This is a genomic window from Pseudomonas sp. PME37.24/025 (assembly GCF_055556615.1).
The window spans coordinates 159,048-179,013 of the sequence record NZ_JBVHNK010000007.1; the positions used below are offsets into that span (position 1 = coordinate 159,048).

Below are 19,966 nucleotides of genomic sequence, written 5' to 3' on the forward strand. Positions count from 1 at the left end.
CGAGGGAGCTTGCTCCCGCTGGGGTGCGAAGCGGCCCTGAAACCTGCAAACCGGTCCTTTCAGACATAGCGAGTTCTCAGTATTACGGCTGCTTCGCAGCCGAGCGGGAGCAAGCTCCCTCGCCACAATGGTTTTCATGGCAACAAACATGACCAGTCCAACCCCCTGCTACCACTGCGCCCTGCCCGTCCCGGCCGGCAGTCGCTTCACGGCCGCCGTCCTCGGGGAAACCCGCGAGTTCTGCTGCCCGGGTTGCCAGGCAGTGGCCGAGGCAATCGTGGCCGGTGGGCTGGAAAGCTATTACCAGCATCGCAGTGAGGCCTCGGCCAACCCCGAAGCCTTGCCGGTACAGTTGGTGGACGAGCTGGAGCTCTACGACCGCGCCGATGTGCAGCAACCCTTTGTCCGCCACGAAGGCGAACTCGCCGAAACCACCTTGCTGATGGAAGGCATCAGCTGCGCCGCCTGCGGCTGGCTGATCGAAAAGCACCTGCGCGCCTTGCCAGCGGTGGCCGAAGCACGTCTGAACCTGTCCAACCATCGCCTGCATGTGCGCTGGGCCGACGCGCAATTGCCATTGAGCCAAGTGCTCAGCGAATTGCGCCACATCGGTTACGCCGCCCACCCTTATCAGGCCGACCGCGCCAGTGAACAACTGGCCAGTGAAAACCGTCTGGCCCTGCGTCAACTCGGCGTTGCCGGGCTTCTGTGGTTCCAGGCGATGATGGCGACCATGGCCACCTGGCCGGAATTCAACATTGACCTCAGCCCCGAGCTACACACCATCCTGCGCTGGGTCGCGCTGTTTCTGACCACTCCGATTGTGTTTTACAGTTGCGCGCCGTTCTTCAAGGGCGCGATGCGTGATCTGCGCACCCGTCACCTGACCATGGACGTCTCGGTGTCGCTGGCGATCGGCAGTGCCTATATCGCCGGGATCTGGACCTCAATCACCGGGGTCGGCGAGCTGTATTTCGATGCGGTAGGGATGTTCGCGCTGTTTCTACTGGCCGGGCGTTATCTGGAACGTCGTGCCCGCGAACGCACCGCCGCCGCGACCGCTCAACTGGTCAATCTGTTGCCCGCTTCCTGCCTGCGGCTGAGCGCTGACGGCCAAAGCGAGCGGATTCTGCTCAGCGAGTTGCGTGTCGGCGATCAGGTGCTGGTGCATCCCGGCGCAATTCTGCCGGCCGACGGCAAGATCCTCGACGGTCAGTCGAGCATCGACGAATCCCTGCTCACCGGCGAATACCTGCCACAACCACGGACCCCGGGTGACGCCGTCACCGCCGGCACCTTGAACGTTGAAGGGGCGCTGACCGTGGAAGTCCTGGCGCTGGGACAGGACACGCGACTGTCGGCCATCGTCCGCCTGCTGGATCGCGCCCAGGCCGAAAAGCCGCGACTGGCGGAAATCGCCGACCGCGCCGCCCAATGGTTTTTGCTGTTGTCGCTTATCGCGGTGGCCGCCATAGGCCTGCTGTGGTGGGAACTGGATTCATCGCGAGCCTTCTGGATTGTCCTGGCGATGCTGGTTGCCACGTGCCCGTGCGCCTTGTCGCTGGCCACGCCAACCGCCCTCACCGCCGCCACCGGCACGCTGCACAAGCTCGGTCTTTTGTTGACGCGCGGTCATGTGCTGGAAGGCCTGAATCAGATCGACACGGTGATTTTCGACAAGACCGGCACCCTCACCGAAGGCCGCTTGGCCTTGCGTTCGATCCGGCCGCTTGGTGCCTTCACCAGCGATCAATGCCTGAGCCTCGCCGCCGCCCTGGAAAACCGCTCCGAACACCCGATTGCCCGGGCTTTTGGTCGCGCGCCGCTGGCCGCTGAAGAAGTGCACAGCACGCCGGGCCTGGGCCTGGAGGGGTTGGTCGGCGCACAACGCCTGCGCATTGGCCAGCCAGGGTTTGTCTGCGAACTCAGCGGCGCTCAAGTGCCAGTAATGCCCGATGAGCCCGGCCAATGGCTGCTGCTCGGCGACAATCAAGGGCCGCTGGCGTGGTTTGTACTCGACGACCGTTTGCGCGCCGACGCCCCCGTCCTGTTGGCGGCCTGCAAGGCTCGCGGCTGGCGCACGTTGCTGCTGTCCGGCGACAGCTCACCGATGGTTGCCAGCGTCGCTGCCGAATTGGGCATCGACGAGGCCCGTGGCGGTTTGCGTCCGGACGATAAATTGCAGGTGCTGCAACAACTGCACAAGGAAGGTCGCAAGGTGTTGATGCTCGGTGACGGAGTCAACGATGTGCCGGTGCTGGCCGCCGCCGACATCAGCGTGGCGATGGGCTCGGCTACCGATCTGGCGAAAACCAGTGCCGACGCGGTGCTGCTGTCGAACCGCCTCGACGCGCTGGTGCAAGCCTTCAGCCTGGCCCGTCGGACCCGTCGGGTCATCATCGAGAACTTACTGTGGGCAGCGCTGTACAATGGCCTCATGTTGCCGTTCGCCGCCCTCGGCTGGATCACTCCGGTATGGGCTGCGGTTGGCATGTCCATCAGTTCGTTGACCGTAGTGTTGAATGCCCTGCGCCTGACTCGCCTGCCAAGCGCGCCGGCTACCAGCACCACGCCAGAAACCCGCCCGCTGCCGGCCTGAGCTGCGCGGGCATGGAGTCCAGATGCCAGCTCTCTACGTGATGATCCCGGCCGCGCTGCTGATCGTGGCCATCGCTATCTATATTTTCTTCTGGGCAGTCGACAGCGGTCAGTACGACGACCTCGACGGTCCGGCCCACAGCATCCTGTTCGACGATCAGGACCCGAACCACAAGGCAGCGGTCGACGAGGCCAGCGGCCATCCGGCCAAACCGGACGACAAGGCGCCGCCCCATGCTTGAGTTGGCGCCACTGTTGGTGTCTGCGCTGATCCTCGGCCTGCTCGGTGGCGGGCATTGCCTGGGCATGTGCGGCGGATTGATGGGCGCATTGACCCTGGCAATTCCCAAGGAACAGCGCAGCCGACGCTTTCGATTGTTGCTGGCCTACAACCTGGGGCGAATTCTCAGCTACGCCGCGGCCGGCCTGCTGATCGGCCTGGCCGGTTGGGCCGTGGCCAATAGCCCGGCGGCGATGTTCATGCGCATCCTCGCCGGACTGCTGCTGATCGCCATGGGCCTGTACCTGGCCGGCTGGTGGAGCGGTCTGACCCGCATCGAAAGCCTCGGTCGCGGCCTGTGGCGGCATATCCAGCCGATTGCCAACAAACTATTACCCGTGTCGAACGTGCCCCGCGCCCTGCTGCTGGGCGCACTTTGGGGCTGGCTGCCGTGCGGGTTGGTTTACAGCACATTGCTGTGGTCGGCGAGCCAGGGCAATGCGCTGGACAGTGCATTGCTGATGCTGGCATTCGGGCTGGGCACCTGGCCGGTGCTGCTCGCCACAGGGCTGGCTGCCGAGCGCGTCACAGCGTTGTTGCGCAAACGCAGCGTACGCATGACCGGTGGCTTGCTGGTGATGGTGTTTGGTATCTGGACCTTGCCGGGGCCGCATCAGCATTGGTTGATGGGCCATTAGATCGGCGTCGGCCCCATCGCGGGCAAGCCCGCTCCCACAGGAATTGAGGATTGCCCAGTTTGGTGGTCCAAGCACAACCCTGTGGGAGCGGGCTTGCCCGCGATGAGGCCCGCACCGACAACACAAATCCCGACCGTTGATGCAAATCAACATGCCCATACGCTCCTCCCCCTAGACTCGCCCACACTGCCAGCCTATCCGGGGGAATGCCCGCATGCTCGACGCCATTCGTTGGGACACTGATCTGATCCGCCGTTACGACCTGGCGGGACCGCGCTACACCTCGTACCCGACCGCCGTACAATTCGACGGCCAGGTCGGCACCTTCGACCTGTTTCACGCCCTGCGCGACAGCCGTAAAGCCTTGCGGCCGCTGTCGCTGTATGTGCACGTGCCATTCTGCGCGAACATTTGCTACTACTGCGCCTGCAACAAAGTCATCACCAAAGACCGCGGCCGCGCCCTGCCCTATTTGCAGCGCCTGGAACAGGAAATCCAGCTGATTGCCTGCCATCTCGACCCCTCGCAGAAAGTCGAGCAATTGCATTTCGGCGGCGGCACACCGACCTTTCTCAGCCATGATGAACTGCGCCAGTTGATGGCTCAGCTGCGCAAGCATTTCAATCTGCTGAACGACGATTCCGGCGACTACGGCATCGAGATTGACCCTCGCGAGGCCGACTGGTCGACCATGGGCCTGCTCCGGGAACTGGGCTTCAACCGGGTCAGCATTGGCGTTCAAGACCTCGATCCGGCGGTGCAACGGGCGGTCAATCGCCTGCAAAGCCTGGAAGAAACCCGTGCGGTGATCGATGCCGCCCGGACCCTGCAATTTCGCTCGATCAACATCGATCTGATCTACGGCCTGCCGAAGCAGACACCCGAAAACTTCGCCCGCACCGTCGACGAAGTCATCAGCCTGCAACCGGATCGGCTCTCGGTGTTCAACTACGCCCATCTGCCGGAACGCTTCATGCCACAACGGCGGATCAACAGCGACGAACTGCCGACACCGGCGCAAAAACTGGAAATGCTCCAGGGAACCATCGAGCAGCTGACCAAGGCCGGTTACCGCTATATCGGCATGGACCACTTCGCGCTGCCCGACGATGAACTGGCGATTGCTCAGGAAGAATCGACCCTGCAACGCAACTTCCAGGGATATACCACCCATGGTCATTGCGACCTGATTGGCCTGGGCGTGTCGGCCATCAGCCAGATCGGCGACTTGTATTGCCAAAACAGCAGCGACCTGAATCAGTACCAGAACACGCTGGCCAGCGCACAGCCGGCCACCAGCCGTGGTCTGCTGTGCAACGCCGATGACCGCCTGCGACGTGCGGTCATCCAACAACTGATCTGCACTTTCGGCCTGGAATTCGCCCAGATCGAACAAGCCTTCAACATCGACTTTCAGGGTTACTTCGGCGAACTCTGGCCACAGTTGCAGGGAATGGCCGACGACGGACTGATCGAACTTGATAATGAACGGATTACCGTACTGCCCGCCGGACGATTGTTGGTGCGCTCGGTATGCATGGTGTTCGACGCGTACCTGGAACAGCAAAATCGCCAGCGGTTTTCACGGGTTATCTAGCCATCAGCTCACTGGCCGGTCTGCTAAATGCTGATTTTACGACCCTGCGACAAAATCGCCGCGTGCCTGAATGTCCTCCCGTGGGTTACCCTTACAGCTTATGTGTGTTTTTCCCACAAGGATTAAAGAAATGTCCGAGCCAGTAAAGCTGCGCGCTCATAGTCAGGCCCATTGCAAGGATTGCAGCCTGGCCCCGCTCTGCCTGCCACTTTCTCTGAATCTGGAAGACATGGATGCGCTGGACGATATCGTCAAACGTGGTCGCCCGCTGAAAAAAGGCGAGTTTCTGTTTCGCCAGGGCGACACGTTCGATTCCGTTTATGCAGTACGCTCCGGCGCCCTGAAAACCTTCAGCCTGAGCGATGGTGGCGAAGAGCAGCTCACTGGCTTCCACTTGCCGAGTGAACTGGTCGGCCTATCGGGCATGGACACTGAAAAGCACCCGGTCTCGGCGCAAGCCCTGGAAACCACCTCGGTGTGCGAAATTCCTTTCGATCGCCTCGACGAACTGGCCCTGCAACTGCCACAACTGCGCCGTCAGTTGATGCGGGTAATGAGCCGCGAGATTCGCGACGATCAGCAAATGATGTTGCTGCTGTCGAAGAAAACCGCCGACGAGCGCATCGCCACTTTCCTGGTCAACCTGTCGGCACGTTTCCGCGCCCGGGGCTTCTCGGCCAACCAGTTCCGGTTGAGCATGTCGCGCAACGAAATCGGCAATTACCTGGGCCTGGCGGTAGAAACCGTGTCCCGGGTGTTCACCCGTTTCCAGCAAAACGAACTGATCGCCGCTGAAGGCAAGGAAATCCACATCCTCGACCCGATCCAGCTCTGCGCCCTGGCCGGCGGTTCGCTCGAAGGCTGATAGCGACGATTGCGGCTGAGCGAAACGGTTCAGCCGCCGTTATACTGCGACGTTTGCAGCCCGCCAGGACACCTCGACGATGGTCTTCGACTCCTTCGACATCAAATCCCTGATCCGCCCCGTAATCGACTTCCCCAAGCCGGGCGTGATCTTTCGCGACATCACCCCATTGTTCCAGTCACCCACGGCCCTGCGCCTGGTGATGGACAGCTTTGCCCATCGTTACGTCGAAGCCGACTTCACCCACATCGGCGCCATGGATGCCCGTGGCTTCCTGATCGGTTCGATCCTGGCCTATCAGTTGAACAAACCGCTGGTGCTGTTCCGAAAGCAGGGCAAACTTCCGGCCGACGTGCTGGCCGAGGGTTATGCCACCGAGTACGGCGAAGCGTTTCTCGAAGTCCATGCCGACAGCCTGTGCGAGGGTGATGCGGTGGTGATGTTCGATGACCTGATCGCCACTGGCGGCACGCTGATCGCGGCGGCCAACCTGATTCGGCGCATGGGCGCGCGGGTGCATGAAGCGGCGGCGATCATTGATTTGCCGGAGCTGGGTGGTTCGCAGCGGCTGGAAGACATGGGGATTCCTACTTTCTGTCTGACGCAGTTTGCCCTTACCGATAAATAAGCAGCGTCTGTACTGACGCCATCGCGGGCAAGTCGAAGGCGTCCGTCCAGACAGCACCGTTACAACGAGATCGGCTTACGCCCGGCAAACGAATGCGCCAATGTCCCGCCGTCCACCAATTCCAGCTCGCCACCCAACGGCACACCATGGGCGATGCGCGAGGCGATCAGGCCTTTGTTGCTGAGCAACTGGGCGATGTAATGCGCCGTGGCTTCGCCTTCTACTGTCGGGTTGGTGGCGAGGATGACTTCGGCAAACGTGCCCGCCTCTTCGATCCGCGCCATCAATTGTGGAATGCCGATGGCGTCCGGCCCTAGCCCGTCGAGCGGCGACAGGTGGCCTTTGAGCACGAAGTAGCGACCGCGGAAACCGGTCTGCTCCACTGCGTAAACATCCATCGGACCTTCCACCACACACAGCAAGGTGTCGTCGCGGCGTGGATCGGCGCATTGCGGGCACAGATCGTCCTCGGTCAGCGTGCGGCACAAGCGGCAGTGGCCCACTCCTTCCATGGCCTGGCTCAGCGCCTGGGCCAGTCGCGAACCGCCGCTGCGATCCCGCTCAAGCAGTTGCAACGCCATGCGCTGGGCAGTTTTCTGACCCACACCCGGCAAAACTCGCAGGGCATCGATCAGTTGGCGAATCAAAGGGCTGAAGCTCATGGAAAAAAGTCCGACATAACAACGAGACGCGGTTTATACCCGCGCCTCTGTTTAGCGTCAAATAGCAGCGTCAATTACTCAGTCCGCGCAACCCGCACCACCAGTTTGCCGAAGTTGCGTCCCTCCAGCAGACCGATGAACGCCTGGGGCGCGTTCTCCAGGCCGTCGACCACGTCTTCACGGAATTTCACCTTGCCGTCACGCACCCATGGCGCCATTGCGCTGATGAACTCTGGCTGACGGTCACCGTAGTCGTCGAACACAATGAAGCCCTGAATCCGCACGCGCTTGGTCAGCAGCGTGCGCTGCAATTGTGGCAAGCGATCTGGCCCGCTCGGCTTCTCATTGGCGTTGTAGGACGCAATCAGACCGCAAAGAGGAATCCGCGCCTTGGGGTTGAGCAGCGGCAGCACCGCATCGAACACCTTGCCACCGACGTTTTCAAAGTAGATATCGACACCTTTGAAGCAGGCCAGCGCCAACTCTTCGGCGAAGTCCGGGCGCTTGTGATCGATACAGGCATCAAAGCCCAGCTCCTCGACCACGTAGCGGCATTTATCCGCGCCGCCGGCCACACCGACCACTCGCAAGCCCTTGATCTTCGCCACTTGGCCGACCACCGACCCCACCGCGCCGGACGCAGCGGCTACTACCAGGGTTTCGCCTTCCTTGGGCTGGCCGATGTCCATCAACCCCATGTAGGCGGTCATGCCGGGCATGCCCAGTACACCCAGGGCCATCGACGGGCTCTGTAGCCCGGACGGGATCGGAATGATGTTGCGCCCGTCACTGATGCTGTGACTCTGCCACCCCGTGACGCCGACCACCAGATCGCCTTCATGGAATTTAGGATGCAACGAGCGCTCGACACGACTGACAGCCCCGCCGGTCATCACCTCGTCGATTTCTACCGGTGCAGCGTAGGACGGCGCGTCGCTCATACGACCGCGCATGTAGGGATCGAGCGACAGATAAAGCGTCTTGAGCAGTACCTGACCATCGGCCAGGTCTGGCAGCGCTACCCGTTCCAGGCGGAAATTCTCTGGCGTCGGCGCGCCCACCGGGCGGGACACCAGAACGATACGCTGGTTGAGGGTCAATGCTTGCGGCATGTGAACGTCTCCTTGATCGATGAATTTCGGCTGTATAGGGAGCAGACCTTTGTGGCGCTGTCGCGTTCGAAGTTTCGTCAGTTGTACCTAGGTGACTTCATCGCGGGCAAGCCACGCTCCCACAGGATTCAGGTGATCCCTGTGGGAGCGGGCTTGCCCGCGATGGCTGCCTCACAGGCACCCTACTTCCAACAGACAGAAACAAAAATGCCAGGCGCGATGCCTGGCATTTTTTTGTAACCCATCCGATGCGCGTTGGCGAATCAGAATGGCAGTTTCATACCCGGTGGCAATTGCATGCCAGCGGTCACGCCGGACATTTTGTCCTGGCTGTTGGCTTCGATCTTGCGTACGGCGTCGTTGACGGCTGCGGCGAATACCGCCTCCAGCATTTCCTTGTCGTCTTCGCTCAGGCCTTCGACCAGGCTTGGATCGATGGTCACGCGCTTGACGTCGTGACGACCGGTCATCACCACGGTGACCATATCGCCGCCGGCTTTACCGGTGACTTCGGCGTTGGCCAGTTCTTCCTGCATCTTGGCCATTTTTTCCTGCATCTGCTGCGCCTGCTTCATCAGGCCGGCCATGCCACCTTTCATCATGGGAATCACCTCAAAAGTACTTGGATAAAAACAGCGCCCGGCAAATGCGGCCAAGCGCCTTCAGTTATTAGTCCTGACTGACCAGGGCCTCGACAGGTTCAATAGTATCGTGACGGACCACCGCCCCGAACTGCTGCATCATTTGCTGGATGAACGGATCGCCGTGGATCGATTCCTCGGCCTCACGCTGACGGTTGGCACGACGGCGGGATGAGGCCTGAGCCGGGGTTTCCTGCTCGGGCTTGATCAGCTCCATGCTCAAGGTCAGCGTACGCCCGTGGAACTGGTTCAGTGCATCGTTGAGGCGACGTTGCTGAGTCGCGTTGAACAAGGCGCTGTGGGCCGGGTCCAGGTGCAACAGCCAATTGTCGCCATCGACGGCGATCAGCGTGCAGTTGGCGCCGATGCTGGCGGTCATGCCGGACACCGGCAGTTTCGGGAACACCTCCAGCCATTGCAGGGCCAGACCGGTGGCCGGCATCGCGGCCGGTTCAGGCTCGGGCTCCGGCGCAGGTTCGGCGGTGTGCTCACTGGCCAGTTCGTCGAGGTAACTGTAGGCCGAATCCATGTCTGGCTCGATGTAGTCCTCGTCCAGCGGCGGCTCGTCGTCCTGGTCCATACCTGGCGTGGCGGCATCGACTTCGGCCATGGACGGTTCCGGAATCGGCGCAGCTGCCCATTCCGGCGCATCCGGCACCACACTGTCCGGGGTCGGCATGGGCATCGGCGGCAATTCGGGTTGTTCGCCAGCCGTTTCCAGCACCGGCTCGACGGCGGGCTGCTGGACAACTTCCGGCTCTACCGGGTCGTTCCACGGCAGATCGACGACTTCTTCGACCGCTACGGGTTCGGCAACAAGCTCAGGCTCTGGCGCGACCACGGGCACAGCCACAGGCGCGACCGGCTCAGGCGCAGCTACCGGGACAGGGGCCGGTGCCACTACGGGCGCAACTGGAGCCGGTGTAACGGCCGTAGCGACTACCGGCGCAACAACCCGCGCGGCAGCCACTGAATTTGCGGAATCAACTGTGGCCTGGCTGATCCCCACTGTCTTTAGCGGTTGCCTCGGTGCGTCCGTAGTGTCTGCCGGCCGGAACGCGAGCATGCGCAGCAGGACCATTTCGAAACCGCCGCGCGGGTCCGGCGCCAGCGGCAAGTCCCGGCGACCGATCAGGCCCATCTGGTAATAGAACTGCACGTCTTCAGCCGGCAATGCCTGGGCCAGAGCCAATACGCGATCACGGTCGCCATGACCATTGTCGACGCCTTCAGGCAGGGCCTGGGCGATGGCGACACGGTGCAGCACATTGAGAATTTCCGAGAGCACACCGTTCCAGTCCGGGCCTTGTTCGGCCAGATGGCGCACGCCTTCGAGCAACGCCTTGGCGTCGCCTTCGATCAGCGCATGCAAAACGTCGTAGACCTGGCCGTGATCAAGGGTACCGAGCATGGCCCGCACGTCGGCAGCCATGACCTTGCCTTCACCGAAGGCGATGGCCTGGTCGGTCAGGCTCATGGCGTCGCGCATCGAACCGTCGGCGGCGCGGCCCAGCAGCCACAGCGCGTCGTCTTCGAACGGCACGTTCTCGACGCTGAGCACATGGGTCAAATGCTCGACCACCCGTTCCGGGGTCATGTTCTTCAGGGAGAACTGCAGGCACCGCGAAAGAATCGTTGCAGGAAGCTTCTGCGGATCGGTGGTCGCCAGGATGAACTTGACGTAGGGCGGCGGCTCTTCAAGGGTTTTCAACAGCGCATTGAAGGAATGGCTGGAGAGCATGTGCACTTCGTCGATCAGATAGACCTTGAAGCGCCCGCGGCTCGGCGCGTACTGCACGTTATCGAGCAGCTCGCGGGTGTCTTCGACCTTGGTCCGGCTCGCGGCGTCGATCTCGATCAGGTCGACGAAGCGACCCTCATCGATTTCGCGGCACACCGAGCACTCGCCGCAGGGGGTCGAAGTGATACCTGTTTCACAGTTCAGGCATTTGGCGATGATCCGCGCGATGGTGGTCTTGCCGACCCCGCGGGTACCGGTAAACAGGTACGCGTGGTGCAGCCGCTGGCTGTCCAAGGCATTGATCAGAGCCTTGAGCACATGGGTCTGGCCGACCATTTCGCGGAACGAGCGCGGACGCCATTTACGTGCAAGAACCTGATAACTCATCGAAAACCGTCGCAACGAAGGAACAGAAGCGGCTAATGCTAGCGGAGCAAGGCCAAAATTGCATCCGGTGCGCTCGCCTATTCTGGCTAAGCTGCACTTTGTGGAGGCTTTTATTGGCTCATATCGGAGCGTTTATGCGTTTTGCCTTGGGGGCATTGCTGTTGATCAGCCTGAGCGTCGCGGCCGCCGAGGCGCCATTGCGGTTTGTCGTGTCCGACAGCTGGGCCATGCCCATGGTGCAGATCGAGCGTGGCCGACCGACCCAAGGCATCCTGCTCGACATGATGATCAGCCTGGCGACTCAAGTCGGCGTGCCGGCTGAGTTTCACATTTTGCCTCGGGCACGGGTGCAGAACGCCATGGAGCATGGCGAAGTCGATGTGCGCTGTTATATCTCAACATCCTGGCTGCCTAATCAGTCCGGCAACTATATCTGGAGCGTTCCGCTGCTGGTTCAGCGCGACTTGCTGATTGGTCGGCGAGGCTCACCCGACACGGTCAACCCGGCAGAGCTGCCGCACCAGTCGATCGGCACCGTGCGTGGCTATAGCTACCCGACCTTGCAATCGCTGTTCGACGCCGACCAACTGCACCGCGATGACGCGCGCAATCAGGAACAGGTGCTGGAAAAACTGCTGGTCGGACGCTACCGCTACGCGGTGAGCAACCAATGGACCCTGGACTGGTTCAACCAGCGCCTGCTACCCGACCAGCAATTGCAAAGCGTAGCGCTGGTACATGAACAAACCGTCGGCTGCTACGTGCGCAATGACCCCAAAGTACCCGTGCAACGCATTCTGAACACGTTGCTGCAAATGAAAACGTCCGGGGAGATCGATGACATTATCCGGCTCTATACCGGTAACAAGCCTTAGCCAGTTCAGGCTGTCTGATCAAGCGTCTGCCATTGTGACGGGGCGACAAATCCCGCCACCCAGCTCGGCACTTCACCGGGCGGCATCGGGCGAGCGATGAAATAGCCTTGAGCGACTTCGCATCCCAGCCGCAACAGCAACTCACCATGCTCAAGGCTTTCCAGCCCCTCGGCAATCACCTGCCGACCGAACGCGCGGGCCAGACCAATCACCGCCTTGGTCAGGGCCAGGTCGTCACGATCAATCAGAATGTCGCGCACGAATGACTTATCGATCTTGATGGTTTGGGTTCGCAAACGCTTGAGATAGCTCAGGGACGAGTAACCAGTGCCAAAGTCACCCAGCGAAAACTGCACCCCCAACGCCTGACAGGCCTGCAAACAGGCACTGACATGCTGGATATTCTCGATCGCCACCGACTCGACGATTTCCAGATCGAGCATCTGCGGGGCAACCTGGGCATGTCGAGCGAGTACGTGCTTGAGCCGGTCGACAAAATCGGCGCGCTGAAAATGTCGCGCCGCGATATTGATACTGATCGGCCAGGCCTGCCCCGCTTGCTGCCAACGGTGCAACTGCGACAAAACCTGATCCATTACCCATTCACCGATATCGATGATCAGGTCGGTGTCCTCCACCAGCGGCAAAAACTCCCGGGGTGGCACCATGCCGTTTTGCGGGTGCTCCCAACGCAACAGCGCTTCGAAACCGACGACCACACCTCGGCGCATGTTCACTTTGGGCTGAAAATGCACGCGCAATTCACCGGCGACCAGCGCCTGACGTACTCGCTCGACGGTCTGGTGAGTGGCCTTGACCTCTTGATCCCGTGAGACATCGAATAGATGAAAGCGGTTTCGCCCGCCCTGCTTGGCCACGTACATCGCCTGATCGGCATGACGCAGCAGGGTTTCGGCATCTTCGTTGTCGTGGGGGAACAGGGTGACACCGATACTGGCAAACACATTGATGTCCTTGCCGTGCAGTGTGTAAGGCGCCGAAATCGCCCCCAACACGCGATTCAGTGCTGCGCGCAATTCCGCTAGATCACGCACATAGCGCAACACCAGCACAAACTCATCACCGGCCAATCGCGCCACCACATCTTCGCCGCGCACAATGTCACGCAAACGCTTGGCCACTTCCACCAGCAACAGATCGCCACTGGCGTGACCATAACCGTCGTTGACCGCCTTGAATCCGTCAAGATCAAGCATGCACACCGCCAACGGAATGTTTTCATGTCGAGAGAATTCCAGTGCCTGATCCAGCAATTCCGAGAGGAACGCGCGATTGGGCAGCCCGGTCAGCACGTCATGCCCGACCCGCCATTGCAGGGTTTGCAACAGTTGACGTTTTTCGCTGATGTCAAAACGAATCGACAGGTATCGGTGAACGCGCCCGGTGGCATCATCAAGCACCGGCACCATGGTGCTGTCGACCCAATACAGGCTGCCATCCTTGGCGCGATTACAGATCTCGCCCTTCCAGATACTGCCCAAGGCGATGGTGCGCCACATGGCGGCGAAGAAGTCGACGGAGTGCAAGCCGGAGTTCAGCAGGCGATGATTCTGCCCCAGCAGTTCCTCGCGGCTGTAGCCGGACACGTCACAGAATTGATCGTTGACGTAGGTAATCCGGCCGTCCAGATCGGTCTCGGAAAAAATGGCGGCGGCATCCACGGCCCTGCGGTATTTCTCATCCATGAGTCAGGCTCACTGTCGCTAGCGGTGGTACCGCTCGACCAGCGCAGGATGCCCGGAAGAGGTGTTTTGAGACGTACTGCGCAGAGACACGTTATCACTCCATGAACAGCATTTGATGCCCCCCCGGACCACCGAAGATCAAGGGCAAAGTAACAACACCGACTCTGGTAATATTTCGCGAGGCTTCAGACCGCCAGCGGCCTCTACGTATACCCGGCAGGAAATGCAATGCTGGCTGTTTCGCATCGCCTAAACTTCAGAAGGCAGCTCACCAAAAACTCGTTCGAAGCGGCGATTCTACGAAATGCATCACATTTTGCAAAGCAAGGTGATGGATCATGCGGTTGCCTAATGCAAAAAACTATCGTTAAGTTCTTGATTCTAAATGGGAATTGAGCGATGCAAATTTCAAGTTTGGGTCTGGCCATCCGACGCTATCGTAAGGTCGCAGGGCTTACTCAGGCTGAACTCGGCGAAAAAACCGGTTTTGACCCCAAAACCATCAGTCGCTTCGAAACCGGCACCTATACCCCCAGCGTGGAAGCATTGTTTTTGCTTGCCGACGCGCTGGGCGTGAAACTGAAAGCCTTTTTCGCAGATCTGGAAGACGAAGATGAACAGCGGGCATACCTGTTCAGCGTCATACACAAAGCCACCCCGAAGGATCTGGGAAAGCTGATCGCAGCGGTTGACCAGGCCTTGTCCAAGCCTTAGTGCCAGTAAATGAAAAAAAAGAGGCCGATCTGTCGAATGCGACAGATCGGCCTCCTTTTTTTGTATCCGCTTTTTAATTCGGAAACGACGAAACACCGCCCTGGATGAGCTCCATGGCAGGGGAAATAAAACAGTATTTTTAGATAGAAAACACGAAAGAGGGTTCGTGCTGCGTTATGGAGGCAACCCCACCAGCCACACCCCGGCACACAATGTTCCCGCTGTGGCTGCTCCCTTCCGGGTCTGACCAGGTTCACGGGTAATCGTTGCGGGGGGACCGATGGGGTCACCATAACGACGCTCACCTGACGGCGAGCCGCGCCATTGTACCTATCTGAGACGAAGTTACAACCGTTCGGGTGGATTAAAAAATATGAGCCGCTTCAAGGACATGCGCTGACCTTTAAATGGTCGCAGCCTGCGGCGGCGCCCACAGGCGCGTAGGAGCTGCCGAAGGCTGCGATCTTTTTGATCCTACTGCGCCAACACCTCATCCGCCCTGCCGCCCTCTTGCTGGATCACCAGGTGAATGAAGTGCAGCTTGGCAATCACCGCCGGCGGCAGGACGAACGGATAGAAATCCGGCTGACCCATGCTGCGTGACAATTCATTGAGCATGCCAGCCAGTTCGATCCATGCGTTGACGAACGACAGGAACGCCGGGCCGCCGGGGTGCTGCGGGTCGAATAGCGTGCTCGGCGGAAACGGCTGGTAATCGAAATCCATTTCCTGCGCACTCATGCCAAAACCCAGCGCGGTGTCCACCGCATCCATCATGTGCAGGTAATGAGCCCAGGTTTCAGCCCAGTCTTCCCAAGGGTGCATGGTCGCGTAGGCGCTGACGTAATGTTGCTGCCAGTCGAGCGGCGCGCCTTGCTGATAATGCCGCTCAAGGGCCTCGGCGTAGCTTGCTTGCTCGTCACCGAACAGATCGCGGAACGGTTCCAGCCAATGACTGTTGGCGACCAAGCGGTCCCAGTAGTAATGCCCGACCTCGTGACGAAAGTGCCCCAGCAGCGTGCGATAAGGTTCGTGCATCTGCACGCGAACCTGCTCGCGATGGGCGTCGTCGGCTTCCTTGACATCGAGGGTGATCAGACCGTTGGCATGCCCGGTGGTAGGCGGCTTGCCTTCGAGGTCGATACCGATGAAGTCGAAGGCCAGACCAATGTCTTCATCCATGGATTTCGGAATGACTGACAAGCCCAGGCTAATCAGCTGCGCCACCAGACGACGCTTGGCGATTTCCACTTTGCGCCAGCGCTCATGGTTCTCGGGGATCGCCAGGTCGGGGATGGTGCGATTCAGGCTACAGGCAATGCATAACGCATCGTGATCATTGGCCGTCAGCAGCCAGTTGCATGCGGCCGGAGAGTCGAGATTGGCGCAGCGGCGGAACACACCGGCGTCAGGATCGGCGTCGAGCAACCAGGTATCCACTTGTGGGCCAGGTTGCAACGAAGACAAGCGACTCTGCTGCGGCTGATAGCCCAGCGCTGCCGAACAGGCCAGGCACTGACTGTTGCGAAAGAACAGCGACTGCCCACAACGGCAATGCCAGACCTTGCTGTTGCGCAAACGCTCACCCATGAAGGGCGCGGCGATGCGTGAACTGAGCTGTTCGAAGAAGCGGTACATGGCGATCTCTCCCTGAGGCCTGCCAAGACTAGATCATTCCCACAAGAAGATCTTGTGGCGAGGGAGCTTGCTCCCGTTGGGCTGCGTAGCGGCCCCAGAACCGGCAACCGCGATCTGTCAGAAATACCGTGCAAGCAGGATTTGCGACGGCTTCGCCGCCGAACGGGAGCAAGCCCCCTCGCCACAGGTCCCGCGCTAGATCGAGATGTTGTATTCCTTCAGACGCGCCACAAACGCCTCTTCATCCAGCACCTTCAACCCCAGCTCATTGGCCTTGGCCAGCTTCGATCCCGCACCCGGGCCGGCGACCACGCAATGGGTCTTGGCCGACACGGAACCGGCCACCTTGGCGCCGAGGCTTTCAAGTTTGTCCTTGGCCACATCGCGACTCATCAGCTCCAGCGAACCGGTCAACACCCAAGTCTGCCCGGCCAGCGGCAACCCTTCGACCACCTTTTTCTCGCTCTGCCAATGCATGCCGAAATCACGCAGCTGCTTTTCGGCCGCCTCGGCGAGTTGACGATTTTCGGTCCCCGCAAAGAACTCGCGAACCGAAGTCGCCTGTTTCTCCGGCAGCGCCTGGCGCATGTCCAGCCAATCAGCACTCATCACCGCTTCGAGCGAGCCGAACTTGTCCGCAAGCTTCTGCGCCCCACCCGGCCCGACCGACGGAATGTGCAACTTGTCGAGCAAGCCTCCCAGCGTGGTACTGGCGGCAAACTCGGCGCCCAGCTCGCCTTGATCCTGAATCTGCAGGCCATGCTTGAGCAGATCCTTGATCACCTGCTGGTTATGCGCGTCCTCAAAGAAGCTGTGAATCTCGTGAGCCACTTCCAGCCCGACATCCGGCAAGTACGTGAGTACTTGCGGCAACGCCTGCTGAACCCGCTCCAGCGAGCCGAGAGAGCGCGCGAGGACCTTGGCCGTCTCTTCGCCGACATCGGGAATGCCCAAGGCGTAGATGAACCGTGCCAGGCTCGGCTGCTTGCTGTCTTCGATTGCACTGAGCAGGTTCTTGCTCGACAGCTCGGCAAAGCCTTCCAGGTCGACGATCTGCTCGAACGTCAGGGCGTAAAGATCGGCCGGCGAACTCACCAGGCCTTCATCCACCAGTTGCTCGACGCTCTTCTCGCCCAGACCTTCAATGTCCATGGCGCGGCGCGAAACGAAGTGAATGATCGCTTGCTTGAGTTGCGCACCGCAGGCCAGACGCCCGACGCAGCGATACACCGCGCCCTCGCTGATGGTCTCGCGACCCTTGCTGCGCTTGACCAGTTGCGTGCGCTCGACATGAGAGCCGCAAACCGGGCACTGCTCGGGAATCTGCACCGGACGGGCATTCTCCGGGCGGCGTTCGGTGACCACTTGCACCACTTGCGGAATCACGTCACCGGCGCGACGAATGATCAAGGTGTCGCCAATCATCAGACCCAGCCGCGCAACTTCATCCATGTTGTGCAAAGTCGCATTGGCCACGGTGACGCCCGCAACCCTGACCGGTTTCAAGCGTGCCACCGGCGTCACGGCACCGGTGCGACCGACCTGGAATTCCACGTCGAGCAATTCGGTGAGTTCTTCCATCGCCGGAAATTTGTGGGCAATCGCCCAACGCGGTTCGCGAGCGCGGAAACCCAGTTCACGCTGGGAAGCAATGCTGTTGACCTTGAACACCACACCGTCGATTTCATACTGGAGCGCATTGCGACGCTCACCGATGTCGCGGTAGTAATCCAGGCATTCTTCGATGCCGTGCGCCAGTTTCAGCTCATGACTGATCGGCATCCCCCAGGCTTTGAGTTGCTGCAGATTGCCAATGTGCGTGTCGGCAATATCGGCTGAAATCTGGCCGATGCCATAGCAGCAGAATTCCAGCGGACGGTTGGCGGTGATCTTCGAATCCAGCTGTCGCAAACTGCCCGCTGCCGCGTTACGCGGGTTGGCGAAGGTCTTGCCGCCCACTTCCAGTTGCGTGGCGTTGAGACGCTCGAAACCGGCCTTGGACATGAACACTTCGCCACGCACTTCCAGGGTCGCCGGCCAGCCGGTGCCATGCAGCTTGAGCGGAATATTGCGCACGGTGCGCACGTTGACGCTGATGTCTTCACCGGTGGTGCCATCGCCGCGGGTGGCGCCGCGCACCAGCACACCGTCCTGATAGAGCAGACTGACCGCCAGGCCATCGAGCTTGGGTTCGCAGCTGTACTCCACCGCTGCGCCACTGCCAAACAAGTCGCCGACCGGCAGGTCCAGCCCGTCCGTCACCCGGCGATCGAATTCGCGCATGTCGGTTTCTTCGAAGGCGTTGCCGAGGCTGAGCATCGGCACTTCATGACGCACCTGAGTGAACGCCGACAGCGCTGCGCTGCCGACACGCTGGGTCGGCGAGTCGCTGGTGATCAATTCGGGATGGGCCGCTTCGAGGGCCTTGAGCTCGTGGAACAGGCGATCGTACTCGGCGTCCGGAATGCTGGGTTCGTCCAGCACATGATAGCGATAGTTGTGCTGATCGAGCTCGGCGCGCAGCTCTAGAATGCGGTTTTTGGCGGCGGTCATGGGTGTTCTCTCATAAAGCAAAAGAGCAGCCGAGGCTGCTCAATCTTTTAAATACGGTAGCGCAAAGCTGTGGACACTGTGGCGAGGGAGCTTGCTCCCGCTCGGCGGCGAAGCCGTCGTAAAATCAGCTAATGCGGTGTATCTGAATAAGCGGAGTTGCCGAAATGAACGGGGCCGCTTCGCGACCCAGCGGGAGCAAGCCCCCTCGCCACAAGAGCCCGCCCCAGTCATTCGATTTAACGCTTCTGGGTCAAAGCGCGACGCTCGAACTCGACGATGCGCTGACGGTAGTGCTCAATCGTTTGGGCAGTCAGCACACTGCGCTGGTCGTCTTTCAGTTCGCCGTTCAGCTCCTGGGACAGTTTGCGTGCCGCAGCCACCATCACGTCGAAGGCTTGCTTGGGATGACGCGGGCCTGGCAGACCGAGGAAGAAGCTCACCGCCGGGGTGCTGAAATGATCGATGTCATCCAGATCGAAGACGCCCGGCTTGACCGCATTGGCCATGGAGAACAGGACTTCGCCGTTACCGGCCATGCTTTCGTGACGGTGGAAAATATCCATCTCGCCGAAACGCAGACCGCTTTCCAGAATGTTCTGCAACAGTGCCGGGCCCTTGAAGCCGGCCGGGTCGCGGCAGATCACGCTGATCACCAATACTTCTTCGGCTTGCGGCTGATCTTTATCGGCCGAGCTGGCGGGCTTGGTGTCATCCGGGAAATCGTCACGACTATTGAAGCTCGGGCCGCCGTCCAGGTCCAGGCTGAGGTTCATGTCGCCCTGGGAAGGCTCACCATGGCCACGCTTGCCGCGCTTGGAACCCGATTCACGCGGTTCACGGGCAGGCATGCTCACCGACGGCAGATCATGCTCGTCCAGTTGCGGTTCTTTATGGTTATCCAGCACGCGGGGCGGGCCCAACAGCTCGGCGCTGGTGTCCTCATCCGGCAGATTGGACAAACTTCGGTCAAGACGGAATTTCAGTTTTCCCTTGCCGCCGCGCATGCGACGCCAGCCATCGAAAAGAATACCGGCAATGACAATAATGCCGATGACGATCAGCCACTCGCGCAGACCGATTTCCATGTAATCCCGTGCCTCTATAAAAAATGCTGAAAAATAAGGGGTTTACATTGTGTAAACCGCTTTAAAACGTGGCGCCAACTCTATGTTCTGACAGGCGTTTTGCCCACGTATACGAAAAATTGACATTAAACTAGCACGACCAAAGGCAACTTTACACCGTCTGTCACAGTGGCTTGCGCGAATTATGTCGATTGGCCAGCAAGTCAAGACAGGTTAAAAGCCCTACAGCTCAAAAATACCCGCCCT

16 protein-coding genes and 1 other RNA gene are annotated in these 19,966 nt (G+C 60.2%); 8 read left to right on the forward strand and 9 right to left on the reverse strand.

Going from position 1 to position 19,966, the window contains the following annotated elements; genetic code table 11:
* Positions 1-148: 148 nt before the first annotated feature.
* From ACZ3HH_RS14520 to ACZ3HH_RS14545, 6 genes are all read left to right on the forward strand, one after another.
* A complete protein-coding gene (locus ACZ3HH_RS14520; RefSeq protein WP_465805563.1) occupies positions 149-2,599 on the forward strand; it encodes a heavy metal translocating P-type ATPase in 2,451 nt (816 codons plus the stop codon).
* A 22-nt stretch (positions 2,600-2,621) separates the two neighbouring features.
* On the forward strand, positions 2,622-2,840 hold the full coding sequence (ccoS, locus tag ACZ3HH_RS14525) for a cbb3-type cytochrome oxidase assembly protein CcoS (protein ID WP_007905420.1): 219 nt from the start codon (positions 2,622-2,624) through the stop codon (positions 2,838-2,840).
* A complete protein-coding gene (locus tag ACZ3HH_RS14530) occupies positions 2,833-3,516 on the forward strand; it encodes a sulfite exporter TauE/SafE family protein (RefSeq protein ID WP_465805566.1) in 684 nt (227 codons plus the stop codon). Before ccoS ends, ACZ3HH_RS14530 begins: the two co-directional genes overlap by 8 nt.
* 214 nt (positions 3,517-3,730) lie before the next feature.
* The gene (gene hemN, locus ACZ3HH_RS14535; protein ID WP_465805567.1) at positions 3,731-5,113 is read left to right on the forward strand and encodes an oxygen-independent coproporphyrinogen III oxidase; all 1,383 of its coding nucleotides are present in this window, start codon (positions 3,731-3,733) and stop codon (positions 5,111-5,113) included.
* Between the two features lie 130 nt (positions 5,114-5,243).
* On the forward strand, positions 5,244-5,978 hold the full coding sequence (fnr, locus tag ACZ3HH_RS14540) for a fumarate/nitrate reduction transcriptional regulator Fnr (protein WP_123360018.1): 735 nt from the start codon (positions 5,244-5,246) through the stop codon (positions 5,976-5,978).
* A 79-nt stretch (positions 5,979-6,057) separates the two neighbouring features.
* Positions 6,058-6,606, forward strand: a complete 549-nt coding sequence (locus ACZ3HH_RS14545; RefSeq protein WP_367372239.1) for an adenine phosphoribosyltransferase — start codon at positions 6,058-6,060, stop codon at positions 6,604-6,606.
* Positions 6,607-6,665: 59 nt separating this feature from the next.
* Here ACZ3HH_RS14545 and recR read toward each other — a convergent pair whose 3' ends face one another.
* The 4 genes from recR to dnaX all read right to left on the reverse strand — a co-directional run bounded on the left by recR (position 6,666) and on the right by dnaX (position 11,149).
* Positions 6,666-7,268 carry a recombination mediator RecR gene (gene recR / locus ACZ3HH_RS14550; RefSeq protein ID WP_465805570.1) on the reverse strand — a complete coding sequence of 201 codons (603 nt, stop codon included), beginning with the start codon at positions 7,266-7,268 and terminating at the stop codon, positions 6,666-6,668.
* A gap of 74 nt (positions 7,269-7,342) precedes the next feature.
* Positions 7,343-8,380, reverse strand: a complete 1,038-nt coding sequence (locus tag ACZ3HH_RS14555; RefSeq protein ID WP_465805571.1) for an NADP-dependent oxidoreductase — start codon at positions 8,378-8,380, stop codon at positions 7,343-7,345.
* Between the two features lie 263 nt (positions 8,381-8,643).
* On the reverse strand, positions 8,644-8,982 hold the full coding sequence (locus tag ACZ3HH_RS14560) for a YbaB/EbfC family nucleoid-associated protein (protein ID WP_007905413.1): 339 nt from the start codon (positions 8,980-8,982) through the stop codon (positions 8,644-8,646).
* A 67-nt stretch (positions 8,983-9,049) separates the two neighbouring features.
* Positions 9,050-11,149 (reverse strand): DNA polymerase III subunit gamma/tau, encoded by a 2,100-nt coding sequence (dnaX, locus tag ACZ3HH_RS14565; protein WP_465805574.1) that lies wholly within the window; start codon positions 11,147-11,149, stop codon positions 9,050-9,052.
* Between the two features lie 134 nt (positions 11,150-11,283).
* Here dnaX and ACZ3HH_RS14570 point away from each other — a divergent pair, with 134 nt between their 5' ends.
* On the forward strand, positions 11,284-12,024 hold the full coding sequence (locus ACZ3HH_RS14570; RefSeq protein WP_465805576.1) for a substrate-binding periplasmic protein: 741 nt from the start codon (positions 11,284-11,286) through the stop codon (positions 12,022-12,024).
* A gap of 5 nt (positions 12,025-12,029) precedes the next feature.
* On the opposite strand, the gene ACZ3HH_RS14575 is transcribed toward ACZ3HH_RS14570, so the two are convergent.
* Positions 12,030-13,730, reverse strand: coding sequence for a putative bifunctional diguanylate cyclase/phosphodiesterase (locus ACZ3HH_RS14575; protein WP_465805578.1), 1,701 nt, complete (start codon positions 13,728-13,730; stop codon positions 12,030-12,032).
* 399 nt (positions 13,731-14,129) lie between these two features.
* Here ACZ3HH_RS14575 and ACZ3HH_RS14580 point away from each other — a divergent pair, with 399 nt between their 5' ends.
* Positions 14,130-14,444, forward strand: a complete 315-nt coding sequence (locus ACZ3HH_RS14580; RefSeq protein WP_465805580.1) for a helix-turn-helix domain-containing protein — start codon at positions 14,130-14,132, stop codon at positions 14,442-14,444.
* A 186-nt stretch (positions 14,445-14,630) separates the two neighbouring features.
* On the opposite strand, the gene ffs is transcribed toward ACZ3HH_RS14580, so the two are convergent.
* From ffs to zipA, 4 genes are all read right to left on the reverse strand, one after another.
* Positions 14,631-14,727, reverse strand: an RNA gene (ffs, locus tag ACZ3HH_RS14585) — signal recognition particle sRNA small type.
* Between the two features lie 191 nt (positions 14,728-14,918).
* Entirely contained in the window at positions 14,919-16,082 is a 1,164-nt protein-coding gene (locus ACZ3HH_RS14590; protein ID WP_465805581.1) for a zinc-binding metallopeptidase family protein, read from the reverse strand.
* A gap of 195 nt (positions 16,083-16,277) precedes the next feature.
* Positions 16,278-18,635: an NAD-dependent DNA ligase LigA gene (gene ligA / locus ACZ3HH_RS14595; RefSeq protein ID WP_465805583.1), complete on the reverse strand. Its 2,358-nt coding sequence runs from the start codon at positions 18,633-18,635 to the stop codon at positions 16,278-16,280.
* 236 nt (positions 18,636-18,871) lie between these two features.
* Positions 18,872-19,720, reverse strand: a complete 849-nt coding sequence (gene zipA, locus ACZ3HH_RS14600) for a cell division protein ZipA (RefSeq protein ID WP_465805584.1) — start codon at positions 19,718-19,720, stop codon at positions 18,872-18,874.
* Between the last annotated feature and the right edge of the window lie 246 nt (positions 19,721-19,966).

Excerpts from the sequence above, each read along its gene's own strand:
- fnr (WP_123360018.1), top strand. The coding sequence starts at position 5,244 with ATGTCCGAGCCAGTAAAGCTGCGCGCTCATAGTCAGGCCCATTGCAAG.
- ligA (WP_465805583.1), bottom strand. The coding sequence starts at position 18,635 with ATGACCGCCGCCAAAAACCGCATTCTAGAGCTGCGCGCCGAGCTCGAT.
- ACZ3HH_RS14555 (WP_465805571.1), bottom strand. The coding sequence starts at position 8,380 with ATGCCGCAAGCATTGACCCTCAACCAGCGTATCGTTCTGGTGTCCCGC.
- ACZ3HH_RS14545 (WP_367372239.1), top strand. The coding sequence starts at position 6,058 with ATGGTCTTCGACTCCTTCGACATCAAATCCCTGATCCGCCCCGTAATC.
- ACZ3HH_RS14590 (WP_465805581.1), bottom strand. The coding sequence starts at position 16,082 with ATGTACCGCTTCTTCGAACAGCTCAGTTCACGCATCGCCGCGCCCTTC.
- ACZ3HH_RS14570 (WP_465805576.1), top strand. The coding sequence starts at position 11,284 with ATGCGTTTTGCCTTGGGGGCATTGCTGTTGATCAGCCTGAGCGTCGCG.
- dnaX (WP_465805574.1), bottom strand. The coding sequence starts at position 11,149 with ATGAGTTATCAGGTTCTTGCACGTAAATGGCGTCCGCGCTCGTTCCGC.
- ACZ3HH_RS14520 (WP_465805563.1), top strand. The coding sequence starts at position 149 with ATGACCAGTCCAACCCCCTGCTACCACTGCGCCCTGCCCGTCCCGGCC.
- ACZ3HH_RS14575 (WP_465805578.1), bottom strand. The coding sequence starts at position 13,730 with ATGGATGAGAAATACCGCAGGGCCGTGGATGCCGCCGCCATTTTTTCC.
- ACZ3HH_RS14580 (WP_465805580.1), top strand. The coding sequence starts at position 14,130 with ATGCAAATTTCAAGTTTGGGTCTGGCCATCCGACGCTATCGTAAGGTC.
- zipA (WP_465805584.1), bottom strand. The coding sequence starts at position 19,720 with ATGGAAATCGGTCTGCGCGAGTGGCTGATCGTCATCGGCATTATTGTC.
- ccoS (WP_007905420.1), top strand. The coding sequence starts at position 2,622 with ATGCCAGCTCTCTACGTGATGATCCCGGCCGCGCTGCTGATCGTGGCC.
- recR (WP_465805570.1), bottom strand. The coding sequence starts at position 7,268 with ATGAGCTTCAGCCCTTTGATTCGCCAACTGATCGATGCCCTGCGAGTT.
- ACZ3HH_RS14530 (WP_465805566.1), top strand. The coding sequence starts at position 2,833 with ATGCTTGAGTTGGCGCCACTGTTGGTGTCTGCGCTGATCCTCGGCCTG.
- ACZ3HH_RS14560 (WP_007905413.1), bottom strand. The coding sequence starts at position 8,982 with ATGATGAAAGGTGGCATGGCCGGCCTGATGAAGCAGGCGCAGCAGATG.
- hemN (WP_465805567.1), top strand. The coding sequence starts at position 3,731 with ATGCTCGACGCCATTCGTTGGGACACTGATCTGATCCGCCGTTACGAC.